Genomic DNA, 19,358 nt, shown 5'->3' on the forward strand with positions numbered 1-19,358 from the left:
TTCCCAAGTAACATCAATCGCCAAGCTTTAGACATGGTACGGTGGGCAGGCTTTGATCCATCCATTTACCTAAAATCCGCTGGCAGCATCCAGTAGCTGCTGTAAGAGATTACCATGCCTTAAAATAAAATCAGTGAATCTGAACTCGCGGAACAAGGGATCCACAATTCGATTACTACGAATGATCATATTATTTTTGATGTGTTATAATCAATCAGGGCGCTGTGTGCGTGCGGTTTGCGGCTGTGAAGTGTACAGTTACGTGTACAGTTACGCATTCAAAAACTATCAAAAAACATAACAAAATATAAAAGGGCACCGCTCTTGGCAAGTGCCCGAAACCCGCATGAATAAAGGGTTTAACGCTATTTACCCTAACTTAAAAATTCGCCACTGTACTTTCACACGGATGAGGTCACTGGTTCGATCCCAGTATCGCCCACCAGATTAGATAAATGTTTGCGGGTTTTTTGACCCGCTTTTGTTTTGGCTTGAGCACAATCAAGATGGGATCAGGTTAGATCTTCGAGTAGAGCCGATTTTTTTCAACGGCTCTTTTGTTGTCCTCCATGGGGCCATGGACAGCCGATGGGATAAAAGAGCAAGCACTTTTCAAACATAGTATATAAAAATATTCCGTACGACGTCAAAAAAACACAACTCGACCTCAAAAAACTTTACAAAACCTTTAATCCAGGGTTAATATAGAAACTAACTAAATTTCAGCTTGGGGGAGGAAAATGGTGGAAAGAATTATTAAACAGACGAGCCGATTAGTAGTCTGGACGGAGGTTATGCTGCATCTAGTCGTCTTTGTTATGCTGATCGCAGCAGCGGCATTGTTGATTGTCGATGCAGTACATAATTTTGGCAACACCCACGCTGCTATCCTCTTACTTTTAAGCAATGCCCTCCTGCTACTGATAATCAAAGAGATTATCTGGACGGTTTTCCGGTTCTTCAAAAAAGAAAAGTTTAGTTTAAGCCCTTTTTTGTATATCGGGGTTATTTCCGGAGTGCGGGAAATATTGTTTTTAAGTATTGAAAAGTCTATCGAAAAAGGAGATGCCTTAATTTTTTCTCTAGAAATTTTAGCCAATGCAACAGTGGTATTTTTATTGGTAGCAGCTTATTATCTATTCAAAAAAGCGAGGGTCACTGCCGGGGAGGACTCATAGTTTCCATTCCCACAATATGGACTTATGATAACACTCTTCACAGACACCGTCAAAAGAAGCGGAAGCAAAAAAACCGGGTTGCCGCAGGCGAAATCCCCGAAAATATGGGACATTGCCTTTTTGAAGGGGCAAAAACCGTAGATATACGCCAAGCTGTCCATAGGTGCCTCTAGTCCTAATGCCAAAAGGGCTTGAGGCGCTTCTTATGTCTACAGACTGGCGAAGCCAAGCTGAAGCCCAGGTTTGACAGCACCCCAGCAATACCAAGGGTTTGTGGGTACAAGTTTGCACTACACGCTAATTAACCACGCGATTTAGCGAGGTTAGTTGTCGAGAGTAAGCTGGTCAAGATGACTGCTACAGTTTATTTGGCTAAAGGGATAATTTTCGAAGGCAGCGGAATTCCGACATCAGCCAGCATGCGCTGACCTCTCGGCGTTGGTGGTGGTACACTCAGAAACTCTTTACACAGAAATTCTCCCTTTAGCACATGCCAGCGGGCTAACTCCTTGACAATTCGCTCTCCAGTGTACCAACAACGGCTGTCCAGTTCCTCAGTTTTTTTGCTCCGTACGGCCTCGTCAGAGATTAGTTGAATCTGTTCAGACTCTTTTTGCCACTGTCGCCTATACAGTACTTGCAATTCCTGTTTCAAACAAATAGGCCAGTACACAGACAAAAATGTGACCACGCACCCGCTTTTCATTCCAGTGGTAAAGTGGACCGACTTCGAGGAAGTTCTTAATTTCTCGAAAGGCTCTCTCTGCGTTCATCAGAGTCTTGTAAGAAACACAACTTTCGCCGCAGGCAAGTCAGTATTTGTCTTGACGACGAACTTGCCATCCCGCAAGGCTTCTTTGGCTAGCGCCGCTTCTACATGACGAAACGAAAGATTTTGGGCATCGAAGTCTGTCTCGAAGAATGATTCCGCTCCCTTTTTGGTCAGGATTTATGCAACCTTCACCATCGTTCTTTTAGGTTCGGACGTCGGCATAGGATTCCAACAAAGCATCACTTGGTCTTTTCCGCTGAGACCCCGGATAAGAATAAATTGTCAAGAGCGATTGAATAATTTAGATTCTGACGAAACTATATATATGTAGAAGTGCCGAGTTGCGTGCCGGTGCTTGATATGAGGTGAGAATTTGCATACTGCATCCGAGTTGGGACCGCGTTTACAAACGATTGCAAACTTTGTGCCCCCGGGAGCAAGGCTGGGGGATATCGGGACAGACCATGCTTACCTGACGCTGGCTCTGGTCGCAGACGGGAAGATCACCGGTGCTGTTGCCATTGATGTTCACAAAGGACCTTATCAGTCTGCCCTGAACGCTGTGTATAGCACAGGTCTGGCAGACCGGATTGATGTCCGTTTCGGGGACGGGCTTGAACCGCTTGTGCCCGGGGAAGTGGATACCTTGGTCTTGGCCGGGATGGGCGGGGTTACAATCCTGGAGATACTAAATAATAAGCCTGAGGTCTTGCATGAGGTGAGTACGCTCATTCTGCAGCCTCAGGGCGCAGAGGGTAGAGTAAGGGAAAGTTTAGGCAGCAGGGGTTGGCGCTTAAAAGATGAGGTCTTAGTAGAAGAAGCTAACCGTGTTTATACAGTGATTGTGTATACGCGCCAAGAAGGATTTACGGCTGCGGAACTGGGAGAAAAAGTTCGGTGGTGGCAGGATAAAGTAGTACAAAGCTTGGCTTCTGCTTCTAATTTTAATTCCGATGGACATGCTGTTAAAATCTCTGAAGTTACCCGCTCGCTTGTGTGGGAATATGGCCCCCTCATTCTTGCTCATGGCGGAAGGCTGCTCGCACGAATAATAACAGAAAATTGCCGAGAACTAACACGGCAGTTGGAGGAGATACAGAAGGGGAAATCCGGAAAGTTAGGCAGGCTTATACAGGACAAGACCTTGGAGCTGAGAGTAGTTGAGAGTTTTGAAAGCATCCTTGCCGGTGATTAAGGAGTTTCTTTGGCGGTAGCTTCGTTGATACCAGAACTTAACGTTGAGCAGCAAGATGCGCTTTGTTTGGAGGTATGATTATGGCGGCAACAGTCGGCTCGATTGCGCAGACAATTGAAAAAGCTGCGCCCAAACAATGGGCGGAAGAATGGGATAATGTGGGCTTGCTTGTGGGAAATATGGCCGATCGGGTGGAAAGGGTTCTGCTTGCCCTGGACGGTACTTTGGAGGTAGTGGCCGAGGCCAAGGAGCGCAATGCTCAGATGATCGTGGCTCATCATCCGCTCATGTTTCGACCTCTTAAAAATTTGCGGGCAGATAATCCTCAGGCTGAGGTGCCGCTGCAGCTTCTTAAGCACGGTATCGCTTACTATGCAGCCCATACCAATTTAGATCAGTCCCGGTTCTCAGCCAGCCGGCTTTTAGGCCAGAGCTTGGGCTTAAGAGAGATGGATTATCTCGCCGTGACCGGATATGAGTCACTCGTTAAACTCGCTGTCTTTGTGCCTGCAGCAGATGTGGAAAAGGTACGCCAAGCTTTGGTCAAAGCAGGGGTGGGTGAAAGCATAACGGGTGGAGCGCATAGCACCTTTTACGCGGAGAGCTTTTTCCAAAGCAACGGGGAAGGAATGTTCCGCCCGCTTCCCGGGGCTGAGCCGGCTCTTGGGGCTATCGGGGAGCTAACCAGAGTGGCGGAGGTTAAATTAGAAAGCATCCTGCCGGAGAGATTATCAGAGCGGGCAATCAAAGCATTGCTTAAAGCCCACCCCTACGAAGAACCGGCATATGACCTAATTCCGCTGCAGAACCGCGGCCAAGCCAGGGGGTACGGCATCATTGGCTATCTGCCGCAGGCTGAAAGTTTGGGTAATGTCTGGAACCGTCTTCTAGGATTGCTAAGGGATGAGCCTTGGGCTGACTGGGTTGATGAACGTCCCAAGGAAAGCCCAAGGTCTGAACAAAACCCCGTGCTTGTGCGAGAGCCTAAAAGCGTTAATATGGGAAAGAATACAGAAACTTGTTTTTCAGGAATCCGCTTAGCGGGAGACTTGGCTAAAGCAGTGCGCAAAGTAGCCATTCTTAACGGCAGCGGCGGCAGTTTTGTCCAGAAAGCGCTTTTTCAAGGAACTGACCTCTTCATTGCAGGGGACATTGACCATCATGCTGCTCTAGATGCTCTTCAGGGAGGAATGGCGGTGGCAGACATAGGCCATTTTATTAGTGAAAGACCAATGGTTCATAACCTGGCCCATTACTTGCGCTCTGCCAAAGCCCTCCAAGGTGTGGAATTTATCATGAGCAAGGCAGATAAATCACCTTGGCTAGTGCAAACGAGTGAAAAACAATAGAACTATTACTATACTCAATACTTGACAATTTTGCTCGGATAAATTATTATGGGCTTAAAGACAAGAATATTTATAAACAAATAAAAATATAGACAAAATAGTAATTAAGATATGACAGTCAGTGCAACTTAAATTATAAAGGAGGGTAAAAAACATGAGTCGAAAAGAATTACTGCGGCGCGAGAGAGAAAGAGTATTAGCTAAGCTCGCTACTGATTACGAGAATCGGACGAAATGGTTAATTGCTTTGATGGATATTGACGATGAGATGGAAGAACTTACAGACCGCGCCGACAATACAAGCGGAGCATAAAAGGTCTTAACAGGAGTCAGGAGTCAGACTTCCATGCTGCTACGCAGCACCACTGATGAATGTAACAGGCAAGCTACCTTGCGGAGCGAACCGTAGAGCAGAGGAGCGTCGTGAGCGCAGTCGACGAAGCGTGAAGCCGCGCCACGGTTCACTCCAGGTATTACCCAAAGGTTTGGCGCGGTAGCGAGTCGACAAGCGAGCAGCTCCGGCGCGTGGTGAGCGGGCAAGGTAGCTTGCAGGCATGTTACAGGGCAGGAGTCAGTATGACATGGGGAACCGAGTTATCGCCTGGAAGGATTCTGAATGAATTTAATGAATTCTGAATACTGACTACCTGAATAGTAAGCAAGGAAAGATGAATCAAAAAACTGATACAAAGAAAACTTAGGCTGAAATACCAAAAAAATTTGTTTGACCAACTCTATTTTTTGCAGTAAGATTATCTGGCGAAGTTGACGAGATGATCGCGGAGGCAAGGGCCGAAAGGCCGCCTCTGAGGAAAGTCCGAGCTTCATAGGGCAAGGTGCTGGGTAACGCCCAGTGGGGGTGACCCCAAGGAAAGTGCAACAGAGAGATACCGCCAAAACAGAGGCCAGTCTTCAGAGGCCAGAGGTCAGAAATAGTTAGCTCTAAATCCGGCATCTGGCTTCCGACGACTGACCTCCGAATTGGTAAGGGTGGAAAGGCGAGGTAAGAGCTCACCGGCAGCCAGGTGACTGGCTGGCCCTGCAAACCCCACCTGAAGCAAGACTGAATAGGGGAACTATGAAGCGGCCCGCTTCGTTCCCGGGTAAGGTCGCTTGAGGCCGTTGGCAACAGCGGTCCCAGATAGATGATCATCACCTCTTATCGAGAGGAACAGAACTCGGCTTAACGGAGACTTCGCCATGCTCATGGGAAACTGAGGTGCTATAGCATCCGGTTTCCCTTCAGTTTTTTATCCCGGCAGTGCCTGTAAGATTAACGGAGAAAGCCTTCGGCGTGATGCCGAAGGCTTTCTCCTACTCTGGTTTCTTTCGCGTTACAAAGATCGAAAGTAAGCTTGAGCTACTTCCCTAATAAATTTAACTTGTTTTGATTTCTTATCGGACAAAACAGCCAGCAATTGATAAAGTTCCCGTTCTTTTGCGTTGTATGAAGTTAGCAATGCTGCCGGCTCTACGGTGAGGCTTTCAGCAATTTCCGCCAGGAGTTCCAAGGAAGGTACTCTTTTCCCTCTTTCGATATACCCTATGTATGCTCCGCTGGTACCGATCATTTCGGCCAGCTTTTCCTGCGTCAACCCTTTTAACTTGCGAAAATATCTTATGTTATGCCCCACGAGCTTTCGTATATCATGCAACCTCGTCACCCCCACTACTATTGTAGCTGGAGGTGCAATAAGTGGTTACAAACTTTTAGTCTATAAAATAAGAAAAATTATATACTGTTAGAATCTAAAAATCAAATTGATTAAATGGTACAATTTGAAACAAGATTATATATAAATTTACTTATACTTACATTAAAGTTATATATTTAGACAACATGCCGCATCAGTGTAGCACCAAGAGAGAATGAAAATCCGTTCACAATAATTCATAACTGCTGCGAGAAAGGCAAACCCGGCGAAAGCCGGGGGCGCAAAGCCACAGGTCTTCCACTTCAAGGTGATGACGGCTGGGTTACCGAACAGGGAGTAGTTGCGTAGTTGCCATACCTCCTGGGTATGGCGCTTTGTTTTAGGAAAGGGGTGAATGGTGCCTTGAAATTGCAGATTGTTCCGATCCAGGTTGATACGGTTTTACTGGGTAAGCCCTCACCGTTCGATTTATTTGATCAGGGGGGCTATTTACTTTTGGAAAAAGGGGAAGCAGTTACCGCGCAAGTTTACGAACTTGCCCGTCAAAGGGAGATCTATGTCGTCAGCTATGAGTGGACCGAATTAGCGGGGCGTAAACAGTCGGTTGATTTCAAGGACGATCAGTTTCAGAAAGCTCCCCTTAAGCATATACGCTACAATTCTCATTTTATCCGGATTGATTATCTTAAACAGGCGCTGCCGATTTTGGCAAGATCCCTGCGGGATCTGGAGAAATGTCACGGATTTCCCGGCTTCTCCTGGCTGGATAACCATGACCGCTATACCTATATTCATTCTGTGAATGTGGCTTTGCTGGCGACGATCATCGGCATCCATATGGGGTATGAGATTGAGGAACTCTCCTACTTAGCAAGTGGCGCCGTGCTGCACGATTGGGGAAAATTACTGGTTCCCCGCGAGATTTTGCACAAACCGTCCGCTTTGTCGCCGGAGGAATTTCAAGTGATCAAGCGTCATCCTATCCGCGGTGAACAGGTCTTGCGGGATGCGGGCTGGCCGGATGAGGTTTTGCGGGTGGTCCGGGAGCATCATGAGCGCTGGGGAGGGCAAGGCTACCCGGACGGTTTGCGGGCGGATGGAATTCATCCCAATGCCCAAATCGTTGCGGTGGCGGATGTTTTTGACGCACTGACTGAAGACCGTCCGTACAAAGTCGGGTTGTCTCCTTACCATGCTTTGGAGATGATTTTGAACGGATCAGGTTCAAGTTATGCTCCGGAAGTTGTGCGGGCATTGCGAAGTTGTGTTCTCCTCTACCCGGAACATTCCACCGTGACTTTGAGCAGCGGAGAAACGGGCGTCGTGATTGCGCTTGCCGCCGAGCTGCCCACCCGTCCGGTCGTGCGCATCATTGCGGATCGGCAGGGAAGGCCTGTACGGGGAGAAAAGATTATTGACTTAAGAAAAAATCGTACTTTGACCGTAAATAGCATTACCTTTGACCGCGCTGAGTTACCAAACCTCAGCCGACCGGAATTTGACAGGCGGGAATTCCCAATGGGAGGGTGATGAGTATGCGGGCTGTGCCCATTGACAAGGTGCGGGCCGGTATGCAGGTGAGCAGAGCGGTTTACGGGGCCAGTGGCGAGACCCTGTTGGCCGCCGGGGTTACTTTGACTCCCCGCTATATTCAGAGGCTCCAAGAGCTGGGGGTGCTCGCTCTTTATATTCATGACGAAGAGGTGGGCGATCTTGAAATCAACGATGTCGTCTCGGAGAAGACCCGGTTGCAAGCCCTGAAAATAACGAAGGAGGCTATGGATAATATCAGGCTGAATCCGGATCTGGAACTGGCCAAGGTGAATTCAGTGGTTAACGATATTGTCGAAGAATTGCTGAGCAACAAGGATATCATCGTTAATTTGGTGGATATCCGTGCAATGAACGATTACACGTTTGGCCACAGTGTGAATGTGGCTATTCTTTCTCTGATTACCGGGATTGCCATGGGCTATGAGCGGGAGAAACTCTGCAAGCTGGGAACCGGGGCTCTGTTCCATGATATCGGCAATACTTTGCTGCCGGAAAATGTCTTGAATCAGGACAGGCCTTTAACCGGCGAAGAAGAAAACCTGTATCAACGGCATACCGTTCTGGGATTCGAGGTTTTGCGCAAGTTGGAAAACTTCAGTTTGTCTGTTGCCCATGTGGCTTTACAACACCATGAACGTTACGACGGCACCGGCTATCCCAGGCAACTGCAAAAAGGGGCAATTAATGAATTCGCCAGGATTGTTGCGGTAACCGACCTTTACGATAAGTTAACCAGTGGTTGGGGTGGGCAGCCTCGCTGCCTGCCCTTTCAGGCTCTTGAATTAATTATTGCCAACCGGGAAAAGTTCTTTCACCCTGACGTGGTTGAAAATTTCATGAACACGGTTGCTGTTTTTCCCATTGGAACCTTAATCATGCTCAATACGCAAGAAAAAGGTGTAGTCGTGCAGACCTATAAAGAATACCCAACGCGGCCCCGGGTCAGAGTGCTGGCCGATTCCGGAGGGAAAAGAATGGTTCCTCCCTATGAGTTGGATTTGGCTTTGAATCCGAACTGCTGTATTGTCCGGATCTTGGATGAGGGAAACTGAGATGACTAGGACAGAGGAGACGGAAATTCTTTACCAGGTATGTTCTCTTCTCCTGCAAGCGCAAGCAGACGAGCAAGCTTTCACAGAAATCACTTGCCGCCTGTGCTCGGGTCTGGGAGCTTCCTGCTGTAGTCTGTGGCTGGCTCGCTCCGGCGGGGGGCGCAGCCAGGAGCGCTTGGCGATTTATCAAGCCGTTAAAGACTTGCCGTCGGAACTTGTTAATTTGGATTTTACAGTGGCCAAGCAGGCAATCGAGCAGGGGCAATCTCTCGTCTGGCAAAAACTTCGGGTCGGAGAAAACCAGGAGATGCTCCTTATCGCCAGCCCCTTGCTCAGACAGGCTCAGGTCGTAGGAGCTGTCTGCTTGTGGTTTGCTCCGGATACCCACGCCGGGAACGTTACGCTGATGCTGGTACATCAGATTATCCGAAACCTGGCGCAGGGGATTTACAATTATACTTATCATTCCGGTGTCAACGGTAGGAGTTTGAGCAAAGAATTAGAAATGGCAGCGCATATCCAAACAGGTTTGTTGCCGGAAAAAATACCGGATATCAGAGGGATTTCCCTGGCCATGCGCTCGTTAATGGCCCATGAGGTAGGCGGCGATTACCTGGACTTATTTCAAACACCGAATAAGCTGTTGGGGATTGCCGTGGGAGATGTCATGGGGAAAGGCATTCCCGCTGCCCTATGGATGGCTATGACCAGGGTGGCCCTCCGTACTGCGGCCCGCACTTTTTCTCAGCCTGATGCCGTGCTTGAGGAAGTGAACAGGGGTCTTTATCCGGATCTAGCCGGCCAAAGCATTTTTGTGACGCTGCAGTACGCTCTGTATGAGCCTGTCAAAAAGATTCTGTTTTTGGCCAATGCCGGTCATCTCCCGCCACTGATCTATCATGGCCGGACCGGGCAATTTGAATTGCTTAAAGTGAAAGGGATTTATATAGGGGGTCTGGAAAACTACAAATTCAAATTGGCAGGCGTACAGTTGAAAGAAAGCGACATTGTTTTGTTTTACAGTGATGGCGTAACGGAAGCCGTCAACGCGGAAGGGCAACAATTCGGCCTGCGCAAGGTGGTTGACGTTTTAGAGAAAAACGCTCTCTTCAGCGCAGCGGAAATTGCCGACAAATTAATTATTCACCTAGGCCAACACATAGGTGATACCAGGCAACGAGATGACATTAGCTTTTTATTGTTTAAGGTTGAATAACAAGATGGGGAGGTGTGAAAACCGATGGTTGGCATAGGAGTCGGGCAACAAGCGGATCTGCCGGATCAGGACGGCTGGGTTACAATCAAGAACGGTCAAGTTATAGTCTGCAATCCCCGGGGGTGTGGCAAGTTTCCTACGCTTACTCCGGACAAGAATTTGCAGGTTTTTCTTAACGGAGAAAAAATCGTTCGGACTGCTTTCGTCCACGAAGGTGACAGTATCAAATTACAACCCCTTAATACGGAGCCTTTTCTGAATTTAGAGGTTAAATTAAGCTCAGACAAATTGAAAGCTTTTTTGCAGGTGCGGAAAAAACCCGGGAAGCGCTATGTGGTTGAAGATATTCCGCCGACAGGGGAAGCAACAGTTAAAGCCAGTATTGCTCAAGTCATCTGGCCGCAGCTTACTTTCGAACAGGTGCGGGATCTCCTGCACCAAAATCAGGTTGTTTACGGAATTAACGAGGAAGCAATCCGGCAAGCGCTTGAGCTGGAAGACGAGAACATGAGTATCGAAGTAGCAGCCGGTCAACTGCCACTACCACCCCAGGATGCCGGGATTGTTTATACCTTTCAAAACAGCGGGCGCTTTCAGGGAACGGTTGAACCTTACGGCCAGGGCAATCCTTTGTCTGTTGCCGTAGGGACGGTTTTAGCGGTCAAAAGCCTTCCCGTGGATGGGAAGGCGGGTATGGACGTGACAGGAAAAATTATACCACCCCGCCCTCCGCGAGACGAACCGATCCTTATCAAGAGCGGGGTAAGTCTCATCCAAGACGGAGCGGTTGCGGTGGCTGCAGTTTCCGGCAAACCGGTTTTAGAGGGGTCAATCCGTAAGTATTTGTCCGTCCAGCCTGTGCACATCATCAACGGAGACGTGGATAGAAAGACCGGAAATATCAAGTTCAAAGGCAACATCGTTGTGACGGGGAGTGTTCTGGACGGATTTGGTGTGGAAGCCGGAGGGAGCATCGAAGTATGGGGCGATGTCCTTCACGCTTCTCTTTATGCCAATAACGAGATCATTATTCATAACAAGGCTATCACTGCCCGGATCCAGGCCGGCGGCTTATCGTCCCAGTACAGGCGGATATATGGGGTGCTTAAGCATTTGGCAGACCGCCTGAAGCAACTGCTCAGTTCCATGGAAGTTCTGAAACGCCAACCGTCTTTTAACACCGCGGATTTAAAGCTGAATGGCGAAGGACGCTTGGTTCAGCTTTTAATGGATTTCAAGTATAAGGATGTACCAAAGCTTGTCAATGATTTTTTGTCCGTGTTGGCTGAAACGGAAAATTGGCCGCAACAAGAACTGGTTGAGTTAGGGCGGGATTTAAACGAAAAACTGTGTAATTTAGGTCCGCTTCGCATAAAAAACCAGGCCGAATTGGAGCTGCTAAGCCAAGAGGTGCAGCAGACCCTGGAGACTCTGATGTGGCTGATCAGCAATACAGCCGATGTGCAGGTGGGTTATGTGCAAAACAGTGTGGTGCGGGCGAGCGGAAACATCATTGTGAAAGGCCAGGGCAGCATTGTTTCGGAGCTGGACGCCGCAGGTCAAATTCTAATCAGCGGTGGCAAGGTAAGAGGCGGCCGCCTGACTGCCCGGGAAAAAATCCAGGTTCAGGAACTGGGTTCGCCCAATGATGCGCAGGTAATAATCCGGCTGCTTGACAATTGCTGTTTAGACGCCAATATTGTCCATCCGGTTGTAATCATTGAACACGGTGCGGATCATCTGGTTATTGCGGAGAACTGCCGCCGTTTGCGAGCCAGCGTAGGCAAGGACGGGGACTTAAGGCTGGAGCGAGAGTATCCGGGTACCAGAAAGGAGTTGTAAGCAGAATGTTGTTGCAAATACGGACGGAGATCTCTGAGCAGCGGGCTGTGCTTTTTCTGGAAGGGGTATTGGATATTTCTACGGTCGATTTCCTTCTGACAGGCGTAAGCGGGCTGGCAGGGGTGAAGGAAGTTGACCTGGATTTGGCCGGGGTGACCTTCATAGATTCAACCGGCATCGGCGGAATTAGCAAAGCGGTGACAAAACTCCGGGAACGCCAGATTTATGTTAAAATCATAAATATCTCGGCTGATCTGTTTGAGATTTTTGATATTTTGGGGCTGCCGGAGATCTTTGGCACTGAAATGTTCGAGAAAATTCGAGCCGGGAATTCGTGAGACTGGATGCGTGACAGCAGGAGGCAGGGGCATGGGGGAGAGGGAAAAGGTTTTTCAGATGTCCAGAGATGTTTTGCATTCCGTCAGTGCCGGGAAGTTTGATTTACTTGCTGACTGGGAGACCGGTTTGTTAAGATCGGCCGGCACACTCCAGGCCGAGTTGGAGATCAGGCGTCCGGCCGATGTGGACGCTGCCCGGAGACAGATCAGGAATATTTTAGGGGCCGGAGGATGGGACCGCCAACGGACTTTGCATATCATGCTGGCTGTGTCCGAGGGAGTGACCAATGTGCTTAAGCACGCTCACAGCGGAAAGATGGAAATTCGGGAGACAGGAAACGGCATTCGGGTGATCGTAGCAGACCAAGGGCCCGGTCTGAACTTGCTTATGCTTCCCCACATGATTGTTCGTCAGGGATATTCCACCAAGATTTCATTAGGCTATGGTTTCAGTACGATGTACAAAGTAGCGGACAAAATTCACCTTGCGTCATCGGAGCAGGGCACTTTTCTGGCCTTGGACTTTCTTAGATGATCATCCGGTTTTCCTTTAGTTTTTCACGAGGGCTTGTAAGAGGGGAATTTATTGGTTAAAATTAACATAGAAGACTCTTAAGATACGGTTCACAACTATCAGTCTTTGCAAGCTGATCTGACTTTATTTGGGCAAGTTCTGTTAAAACAATTTTAAGGAGTACATAATGGCTGTCGATTTAAGAAGTTTAGGTATTGCGTTTGTTTCCATTCTTCTCGGAGCCACGGGGCAGTTTTTACTGAAACTGGGGATGATGCATTTCAAGAACATCACTGCCGGTGGGATTTGGGGACAGTTAATCAACATTCTTTTAACACCCGCCATCTTTATCGGGTTTGCGTGTTTCGGCGTGAGTTCCGTTTTGTGGCTGGTGGTGCTCTCGCGCTGGGAATTAAGTGTGGCTTATCCCATGGTATCCTTGGGCTATGTTCTAGCCTTTGTATTGGCAGCTGTCTTTTTGCATGAATCATTTTCTTTGCCAAAAATTATTGGCAGTGCTTTTATTTTGCTGGGAATCAGCATTTTGGGGCTGTTTGGCAGGAGCTAAGGATGAATTTCCGCCGACTTTGGGCCTAAAGGGGAGTTGCGGCCCGGCAGAAAGTGCGGTATCATGACTACAAGAGGCTTATGCTTGCATAAGCAGGGATGTCTTCCTTATAAGACGCAAACATTTCCAGAGTAGCGATAGGGTCTGGAAGAGGGCAAAAGGGAAAACTTAATATTGAGAGTAAGCGATCGAGACTAAGCAATCCCTAAGGGTGAATCCTAAGAATCAAAGGGGCGTGTGGCGATGGTGCTTAAAGACTTTGGCAGAGGTGCACGAATCCAGTTAGCTAAAATGGCTAAACAACTTGGGATGAAATTCATTGGCTATAACCCTAAAGATCAGCAGGTATCGCTGGAACATCAGGGCAAAGGGATTACTTATGAATTGGAGGATTTTATAAGCCACTATAATAGAATTAGAGAAACCGTCTAAAGCGATACTCATATAAATCAATCTGGCTCTAAATCGATTAGGATATAGGAATAAAGGGCTCCTCCCTGAACTACAGGGTGTGAGCCCTTAAAATTATGATCTGCTATACATTTTTGATCTATACAGGATTAATTTCGGCTTAGGCCGATTGACGCCTGCGCCGCAAATTCACATTGGCGGGGAAGACCATGATGGAATGCCTTATTTCTAAAGTGACCGGAAGCGGGCGGTAATGTTCTAGGCTTTGCTGGGAGGCCCGTTCATTTTCGTAAGTGCGGTACGCTAGCCAATGCTCTGTAAAATCTTCTTTGCTGACGGTGACTTCATCCCCTCCAGCAAGTTGGAACTTGTAGCGGTTTAACTCCGGCTCTTGGATGTACCCAATAATCAGACGGCTATGAAAGAACAAGTAAACCCCACCTTTCCAAGTTATATTTTTTCTCTCTGTTAGAACCAGAAGAGATAACATGAACTACCTTCAGTGTAGCAAATTCGGAAAGGGTTGCGGTGAATAATTGTCCGACAAAAGCTATTATATTGAAATACTATTAGAGGTTTTTCTTAAATAATGTACAAGAGTATACAAGAAGTAAAAAAATGTGCGATAATACTTTGTAGTCAGTAGTCAGTAGTCAGTAGTCAGTGTGGAAACCAGTAAGCATATTCTACATTATTCTGACTTCTGCCCTGAAAATAGACGAGGGGCAATTACTTAGCGAACCGTAGAGCAGAGGAGCGTCGAGAGCGCAGTTGATTCAGCGTTAAGCAGCGTCACGGTTCACTTCAGGTATTACCCTAAGGTTTGGCGCTGTAGCTGAATCAACAAGCGAACAGCTCCGGCGCGTGGTGAGCGGGTAATGCACCTTGGCTATTTTCATCCATCAGTGGTGCCGCATAGCGGCATGGGAGTCTGACTTCTGAATTCTGAGTACTTGAATAGCGCTATTTCCCGTGTTTTTGATAGAAGAAAGATGACACCGGCTGCAAGCCTAAATGATTCAGGCCAAATAGATGCTCGGTGCTCCCGGTAAAAAGAATTCCACCGGGACGCAGAGATTCCGTGAATTTCTTGTACAGCAGCTCCTTGGCCTCTTCCGTAAAATAAATGACGACATTGCGGCAAGCGATAAAGTCGAATCCGGTGTCAAACCGGTCGGTCAGCAAGTTTTGACTGTGAAAAGTAACCGCGCGTTTGACATTGTCATTAATTTGATACCCTTTTTCAGTCTGAGTAAAATATTTCTTGAGCAGCTCGGGCGGCGTACTGGCGAAATCCTGGTGCTTGTAAATTCCGTCTTTAGCTTGATGCAGGACGTTGGCATCGATGTCGGTAGCTAAGACGGTGAAGCGAATGGCCTGAAAATATTCGAGCATGGTAATCGCAAGGGAATAGGGCTCTTGGCCGCTCGAACAGCCCGCGCTCCAAAGTTTAAGCGAGGTTTTCCCTTGTACAAGTTTGGGTATGATCGTTTCGCGCAGGGTTTTCCATTGGTTAAAATCGCGAAAAAATTGCGAGACATTAATGGTTAAATGCTTGAAGAAAGAGTCATACAACTGGCGGTCTAGGTCAAGGGCTTTGAGAAACTCGGGATAAGTTTTGTATCCGTGCGAATTCATGAAGCTAAGGATCCGCCTCTGCATTTGGTTTTGTTTATAGAAATTTAAATCCAGGCCGCTTTTGGGTAAGAAGGCTTTAACAAATCCTTCATAGCTGTTAGGGTCAAAATTGCGGAGCATTCTGCACCTCATTCTACGGGAATTTCCCTTCCAGGCTCGTTCATGAAATTAAGAAATGCCTGGCTTAAGGTTTACTCTATTCTATTCTGGGCTTGGGGCAAAAAATCCTACTTTGTTCCGAAGTTCGTTTCAATAGAGCCGTTTCAGGCAAAGAGGTCGACAATCAGCCCGCGGATTTCGTCTATTTTCTTCAAAATCTCCAAGGGTTTGTCTTGCTCCGTTAACACTTTGCGGCCGAGTTCCTCAAGGGCATGGTCGATGCGCCGGATGCGGGCCATGACTTTGGGCCTGCCGCCATAATCCCAGAAAGTTTCTTCCTGAAGTTGGCGGCTCTGACCAAAGGTTGAACGCAGAAAGGACTTGACTAATGACTTAAAATCAGCTAAGTCCTTTAAAGATAGGGATTTGCCCAGTTTTTGTCCTTGTTCACTCAGCTTGGCTAAAAACTGTTCCAACTCTTGCTCTTGCATGCTCTGGGTTTTGGCCAAGGTTTGACGAAAGTCTGCCCCGCCTGCAAGTGGAGATTTTGAATTAGCATGCTCATTGGCAGCGGTTTGACCTGTGCGCTCGATACGCATGGACATAGGTGCAGGTCTCCTTTACACAGATATTCTAAGAAAGGAACAGACGATTGTGCAGACGCGCCGTGCTTTTATAAAGCTTCTTTGTGGTTTGGGTGCAGTGGCTCTTCCGTGGACCGGCCTGCCACGGCGCTTACAGGGGTCGTTGGAATCCTGGGCAGTACGCCCGCCGGTCAAATTCGTGCGCTTGCCTGCAGAGGAAGAACTGGATCTTAAGGGTTTGGTCGCAGCGCATTTAGAGCGGACTGCTTGGGATGATGTAAATTTCCTGACTAGCCCCGACTTGGGGGGTAGACGCGCCGGGAGCGTCGGCGAGGGTAAAGCTGCCGGGTATCTGATTCAGGAAATGGCTGGCCTTGGCTTAGTCCCTATGGGAAGCCCTAAGCAAGACGGAAAACCAGGTTTTGCCCATGCTTTTACAATTCCCGAGGCCGCCGCTACTGTGGTTGAGAGACGTTTAGTGCTGCGCCCGCAGGCGGGATTAAAAATCCCTGCTCTCAATCTGCTTGGCGCTGTGCCGGGGGAGAGGGCGCAGGAGATAATTATGATATGCGCCCATTACGACCACCTTGGAATTTACCAAGGCAAGCTCTACCCTGGTGCCAATGACAATGCTTCAGGGGTTGGCTGTGTTCTGGAAGTAATGCGCAGATTAGTACGTGAAGAAATCAAACCCAAACGCACGGTTGTGGCCGCTTTCTGGAGCGCCGAGGAAATGGGTTTCCTAGGGTCGCAGGCTTTTGTGGAGAATCCGAGGTTTCCGCTTGAGCGCTTAGTGGCCGTGTTTAACGTAGATACTGTGGGCAATGGGCCTGCCGGTGATTTCATGCTCTGGGCCGACGGCTTAAACAGTGCGGCCAAAGTTATGGCTGACGCGGCTGCCCAAGCCGGAGCCTCAGCGTCCCTGGGTCCGACTAACGGCCATAACAGTGATCACATAAGTTTTGCGCGTAAAGGAATTCCGGCAGTTACGCTGCTGTCCCGCAGCTGGCTTGTGAAGAACCACACCCCGGAAGATGACGCTAATCTACTGAACCGGGATCAGCTAAAGTTAGCAGCGGAAGTTCTATACCGGGCTGTCAAGACAGCCGCCTTCAGATAGCTCTTGGTGCGGGGTGAATTGCCCAAATTAAGGATTAATCGGGCTAATTTGTTGTCCGACCAGGTTTTTACTGGGTTCCGTCAAATCATATTTAGAACGCAGAATCACCAGATCCACCCGGCGGTTGCGCGCCCGGCCGGCATCCGAGTTGTTGGCAGCGACAGGACGGTATTCTCCATACCCCGTAGCCGAAAGGCGGTCCGGATTAATTCCGCCCTCGGTTGCCATAATCTGCACAACATTGGTCGCGCGCAGGACGGACAACTCCCAATTGCTGGGGAACTGGGGCGTGTGAATGGGCAAATTGTCGGTATGCCCTTCCACTTTTATGTAGTTGGGTGCACTGGCGAGCACCGTGCTAATCTTGTTTAAGACTTCGCGGGCTTTTGGAGTAATCACGGCTGAGCCGCTGTCAAAGAGAAGGGTGTCCTGGATACTAACGACCAGGCCTCTCTCTTCGATTGAGCTTACAAGTTTAGCCTCGAAGCCGTTGTCAGCGGCAAACTTATCGAGCCTCGCTTTGATTCCTTCAATCGTGAGGTTTTCCTGTTCGACATTCCCGCTGCCTAGATTGTCGTTCTGCCCGGCATATTCGGAGTTGGCGGTATTATCAGGTTTATCCGTTTGTCCGGGGACGGTGGCCTTTGTTTGCGCATGTCCGGTCTGAAACAGGGATGGTCCCATGGGACTGTTCGAAAGTTCCACTTTCGACGGAGTCCCGCCACCGAGTGCTTTGTTTAGTGAATCCGCGATTGCTCGGAATTTATCGGCATCGATCTTACTCATGGAGTAGAGAACCACAAAAAAGATCATGAGGAGGGTAATAAGGTCGGCATAAGTAAGGAGCCAGCGTTCAGCATTGTCTTTTTCCGGTTCAACTTCCTGATTCTTTCTCGCCATCAACATCACTCCTCTCTCTGCTCGCCGTCCACAGTTTACTGGACCTCACCCATTGCGGCTCGTCCGGCCCCGGCTTCTTCTCCTTTAGCCTGCGGTTCCGGAATGTTGCCAAGGTGAGTTTTGAGTTTTTCTTTAAGAATTGAGGGGTTTTCCCCGGCTTGGATGGAAAGGATGCCATCCAAGATCATTTCCATAGCAGCCACTTCAAAGTTGTCTTTAATCTTTAATTTAGTAGCGATTGGCAGCCAGACTAAGTTAGCGGAGCTAACCCCATAGAGAGTGGCGATAAAGGCTGCGGCAATTGAACTCGAAAGGGCGCTGGGGTCAGACAGGTTGCCTAAGACGTGTACCAGCCCCATTACGGTTCCGATAATCCCCATGGTGGGGGCATATCCTCCCGCGGCCTCAAACACGTGAATTCCAACCTTATGCCTTTTACGCAAGACTGCTATGTAAGATTCAAGAATCTCCCTCGTGATTTCCGGGTCAGTACCGTCTATAACCAGCTGCATTCCCTGACGGGTAAATTGATCAGTTACAACTTCAAGTTCCTGCTCCAGACTTAAAAGCCCTTCCCGCCGGGCTTTTTCCGCGAAGCGGATCAGGGTTTCATAAGCTTCAGCCGACCCGAAAGACTGATTGCCAAAGGCAATTTTGAACCACTGAGGCGCTTTCTTAAGTTCGGAGAGCGGAAAACTGGCAACAACTGCGCCAATCGTGCCGCCGAACACTATTATGCTGGCAGAAAGTTGCAAAAGTGCGCCGGGACTCCCTTTTTCCAGGATGAATCCTAAGAGTAGAGCCCCGATTCCGCCTATAATCCCTAAAGTCGTCGATAAATCCATTTAATCGCCGTGCATCCGTCATTTCTGGTTAATGGCAGACACGACTTCCCTCCCTTGTGGACAAGATTCTTTGCCTGTCCTCATTATACAGTAAAAAACGACATTAAGGCTAGGAATTTAATTTTAGGGAAAACTATAAAGTTTTAGAGCATGATTGCCGATAATTATGGCAGAAGGCTCTTGTTCGCTGGAAATACAGAACATTAGTGAGTAGTTAATAAAACAGAGATAGATTCGGGAGTGAGTTGTATGAAAATCGACGGAACCTCTCTTTCCCCGGTTGGGAGTGTACAAGCGACAAACAGGGTGGGGCAAGTTAAAGGAAAAGCTTTGTCCCAAGGCGCTGACGAGGTAGCGGTATCGGAGAAGGCACAAGTATATCAGGCGCTCTTGCAGAAAGTGAAAGAGATTTCGGATGTGCGCGAGGAGCGTGTACGCACTTTAGCCGAACAGATTGCTAACGGAGAGTTTCAGGTAAATGCCCAGAAAGTGGCTGAAAAGCTGCTGGCCCAGGATATCTAAATGAAT

The 19,358-nt window shown here is 48.4% G+C and carries 20 protein-coding genes, 1 other RNA gene and 1 riboswitch; of the genes, 15 read left to right on the forward strand and 6 right to left on the reverse strand.

Annotated elements, in window-relative coordinates; translation table 11 throughout:
- The first annotated feature begins 743 nt into the window (after positions 1-743).
- The 5 genes from J0X21_RS04005 (at position 744) to rnpB (ending at position 5,695) form a co-directional block, all read left to right on the forward strand.
- A complete protein-coding gene (locus J0X21_RS04005; RefSeq protein ID WP_206810904.1) occupies positions 744-1,178 on the forward strand; it encodes a phosphate-starvation-inducible PsiE family protein in 435 nt (144 codons plus the stop codon).
- Between the two features lie 1,145 nt (positions 1,179-2,323).
- Positions 2,324-3,145 (forward strand): tRNA (adenine(22)-N(1))-methyltransferase, encoded by an 822-nt coding sequence (locus J0X21_RS04010; RefSeq protein ID WP_206810905.1) that lies wholly within the window; start codon positions 2,324-2,326, stop codon positions 3,143-3,145.
- Positions 3,146-3,225: 80 nt separating this feature from the next.
- Complete coding sequence (locus J0X21_RS04015) at positions 3,226-4,494, forward strand: Nif3-like dinuclear metal center hexameric protein (RefSeq protein WP_206810906.1); 1,269 nt, start codon at positions 3,226-3,228, stop codon at positions 4,492-4,494.
- Positions 4,495-4,648: 154 nt separating this feature from the next.
- Positions 4,649-4,807: a hypothetical protein gene (locus J0X21_RS04020; RefSeq protein WP_206810907.1), complete on the forward strand. Its 159-nt coding sequence runs from the start codon at positions 4,649-4,651 to the stop codon at positions 4,805-4,807.
- A 448-nt stretch (positions 4,808-5,255) separates the two neighbouring features.
- Positions 5,256-5,695: RNase P RNA component class A (gene rnpB / locus J0X21_RS04025), an RNA gene on the forward strand.
- A 133-nt stretch (positions 5,696-5,828) separates the two neighbouring features.
- Here rnpB and J0X21_RS04030 read toward each other — a convergent pair.
- Entirely contained in the window at positions 5,829-6,158 is a 330-nt protein-coding gene (locus J0X21_RS04030) for a helix-turn-helix domain-containing protein (protein ID WP_328812221.1), read from the reverse strand.
- A gap of 236 nt (positions 6,159-6,394) precedes the next feature.
- Positions 6,395-6,479, forward strand: a riboswitch (cyclic di-GMP riboswitch).
- A gap of 72 nt (positions 6,480-6,551) precedes the next feature.
- Between J0X21_RS04030 and J0X21_RS04035 the strand changes: the two genes are divergently transcribed.
- The 8 genes from J0X21_RS04035 (at position 6,552) to J0X21_RS04070 (ending at position 13,665) form a co-directional block, all read left to right on the forward strand.
- Positions 6,552-7,679 (forward strand): HD-GYP domain-containing protein, encoded by a 1,128-nt coding sequence (locus J0X21_RS04035; protein ID WP_206810909.1) that lies wholly within the window; start codon positions 6,552-6,554, stop codon positions 7,677-7,679.
- Positions 7,680-7,684: 5 nt separating this feature from the next.
- Positions 7,685-8,755, forward strand: a complete 1,071-nt coding sequence (locus J0X21_RS04040; RefSeq protein WP_206810910.1) for an HD-GYP domain-containing protein — start codon at positions 7,685-7,687, stop codon at positions 8,753-8,755.
- Between the two features lies 1 nt (position 8,756).
- On the forward strand, positions 8,757-9,971 hold the full coding sequence (locus J0X21_RS04045) for a PP2C family protein-serine/threonine phosphatase (RefSeq protein ID WP_206810911.1): 1,215 nt from the start codon (positions 8,757-8,759) through the stop codon (positions 9,969-9,971).
- Positions 9,972-9,995: 24 nt separating this feature from the next.
- Positions 9,996-11,813: a DUF342 domain-containing protein gene (locus J0X21_RS04050; RefSeq protein ID WP_206810912.1), complete on the forward strand. Its 1,818-nt coding sequence runs from the start codon at positions 9,996-9,998 to the stop codon at positions 11,811-11,813.
- Positions 11,814-11,818: 5 nt separating this feature from the next.
- Positions 11,819-12,151 carry an STAS domain-containing protein gene (locus tag J0X21_RS04055; RefSeq protein ID WP_206810913.1) on the forward strand — a complete coding sequence of 111 codons (333 nt, stop codon included), beginning with the start codon at positions 11,819-11,821 and terminating at the stop codon, positions 12,149-12,151.
- 31 nt (positions 12,152-12,182) lie between these two features.
- Positions 12,183-12,686, forward strand: a complete 504-nt coding sequence (locus tag J0X21_RS04060) for an ATP-binding protein (RefSeq protein ID WP_206810914.1) — start codon at positions 12,183-12,185, stop codon at positions 12,684-12,686.
- Between the two features lie 166 nt (positions 12,687-12,852).
- Positions 12,853-13,233: an EamA family transporter gene (locus J0X21_RS04065; RefSeq protein WP_206810915.1), complete on the forward strand. Its 381-nt coding sequence runs from the start codon at positions 12,853-12,855 to the stop codon at positions 13,231-13,233.
- Positions 13,234-13,476: 243 nt separating this feature from the next.
- Positions 13,477-13,665, forward strand: a complete 189-nt coding sequence (locus tag J0X21_RS04070) for a Rossmann-fold NAD(P)-binding domain-containing protein (RefSeq protein WP_206810916.1) — start codon at positions 13,477-13,479, stop codon at positions 13,663-13,665.
- 139 nt (positions 13,666-13,804) lie between these two features.
- Here J0X21_RS04070 and J0X21_RS04075 read toward each other — a convergent pair whose 3' ends face one another.
- From J0X21_RS04075 to J0X21_RS04085, 3 genes are all read right to left on the reverse strand, one after another.
- Positions 13,805-14,074, reverse strand: coding sequence for a hypothetical protein (locus tag J0X21_RS04075; RefSeq protein ID WP_236006066.1), 270 nt, complete (start codon positions 14,072-14,074; stop codon positions 13,805-13,807).
- Between the two features lie 533 nt (positions 14,075-14,607).
- Positions 14,608-15,402, reverse strand: a complete 795-nt coding sequence (locus J0X21_RS04080) for a CheR family methyltransferase (protein ID WP_206810918.1) — start codon at positions 15,400-15,402, stop codon at positions 14,608-14,610.
- Between the two features lie 143 nt (positions 15,403-15,545).
- Positions 15,546-15,986: a YaaR family protein gene (locus J0X21_RS04085; protein ID WP_206810919.1), complete on the reverse strand. Its 441-nt coding sequence runs from the start codon at positions 15,984-15,986 to the stop codon at positions 15,546-15,548.
- Positions 15,987-16,035: 49 nt separating this feature from the next.
- On the opposite strand from J0X21_RS04085, the gene J0X21_RS04090 reads away from it, so the two are divergent.
- On the forward strand, positions 16,036-17,085 hold the full coding sequence (locus J0X21_RS04090; protein ID WP_206810920.1) for a M28 family metallopeptidase: 1,050 nt from the start codon (positions 16,036-16,038) through the stop codon (positions 17,083-17,085).
- A gap of 27 nt (positions 17,086-17,112) precedes the next feature.
- On the opposite strand, the gene J0X21_RS04095 is transcribed toward J0X21_RS04090, so the two are convergent.
- Complete coding sequence (locus tag J0X21_RS04095; protein ID WP_206810921.1) at positions 17,113-17,985, reverse strand: OmpA/MotB family protein; 873 nt, start codon at positions 17,983-17,985, stop codon at positions 17,113-17,115.
- 35 nt (positions 17,986-18,020) lie between these two features.
- Entirely contained in the window at positions 18,021-18,830 is an 810-nt protein-coding gene (locus tag J0X21_RS04100; RefSeq protein ID WP_206810922.1) for a flagellar motor protein, read from the reverse strand.
- Between the two features lie 249 nt (positions 18,831-19,079).
- Here J0X21_RS04100 and flgM point away from each other — a divergent pair, with 249 nt between their 5' ends.
- Positions 19,080-19,352 carry a flagellar biosynthesis anti-sigma factor FlgM gene (flgM, locus tag J0X21_RS04105; protein ID WP_206810923.1) on the forward strand — a complete coding sequence of 91 codons (273 nt, stop codon included), beginning with the start codon at positions 19,080-19,082 and terminating at the stop codon, positions 19,350-19,352.
- Positions 19,353-19,358 lie beyond the last annotated feature (6 nt).

The organism is Paradesulfitobacterium ferrireducens (assembly GCF_017310645.1).
Classification (GTDB): Bacteria; Bacillota; Desulfitobacteriia; order Desulfitobacteriales; family Desulfitobacteriaceae; genus Paradesulfitobacterium; species Paradesulfitobacterium ferrireducens.

Coding starts and splice junctions, on each gene's coding strand:
- J0X21_RS04060 (WP_206810914.1), top strand. CDS start 12,183: ATGGGGGAGAGGGAAAAGGTTTTTCAGATGTCCAGAGATGTTTTGCAT.
- J0X21_RS04085 (WP_206810919.1), bottom strand. CDS start 15,986: ATGTCCATGCGTATCGAGCGCACAGGTCAAACCGCTGCCAATGAGCAT.
- J0X21_RS04070 (WP_206810916.1), top strand. CDS start 13,477: ATGGTGCTTAAAGACTTTGGCAGAGGTGCACGAATCCAGTTAGCTAAA.
- J0X21_RS04055 (WP_206810913.1), top strand. CDS start 11,819: ATGTTGTTGCAAATACGGACGGAGATCTCTGAGCAGCGGGCTGTGCTT.
- J0X21_RS04050 (WP_206810912.1), top strand. CDS start 9,996: ATGGTTGGCATAGGAGTCGGGCAACAAGCGGATCTGCCGGATCAGGAC.
- J0X21_RS04080 (WP_206810918.1), bottom strand. CDS start 15,402: ATGCTCCGCAATTTTGACCCTAACAGCTATGAAGGATTTGTTAAAGCC.
- J0X21_RS04100 (WP_206810922.1), bottom strand. CDS start 18,830: ATGGATTTATCGACGACTTTAGGGATTATAGGCGGAATCGGGGCTCTA.
- flgM (WP_206810923.1), top strand. CDS start 19,080: ATGAAAATCGACGGAACCTCTCTTTCCCCGGTTGGGAGTGTACAAGCG.
- J0X21_RS04095 (WP_206810921.1), bottom strand. CDS start 17,985: ATGGCGAGAAAGAATCAGGAAGTTGAACCGGAAAAAGACAATGCTGAA.
- J0X21_RS04065 (WP_206810915.1), top strand. CDS start 12,853: ATGGCTGTCGATTTAAGAAGTTTAGGTATTGCGTTTGTTTCCATTCTT.
- J0X21_RS04045 (WP_206810911.1), top strand. CDS start 8,757: ATGACTAGGACAGAGGAGACGGAAATTCTTTACCAGGTATGTTCTCTT.
- J0X21_RS04040 (WP_206810910.1), top strand. CDS start 7,685: ATGCGGGCTGTGCCCATTGACAAGGTGCGGGCCGGTATGCAGGTGAGC.
- J0X21_RS04015 (WP_206810906.1), top strand. CDS start 3,226: ATGGCGGCAACAGTCGGCTCGATTGCGCAGACAATTGAAAAAGCTGCG.
- J0X21_RS04020 (WP_206810907.1), top strand. CDS start 4,649: ATGAGTCGAAAAGAATTACTGCGGCGCGAGAGAGAAAGAGTATTAGCT.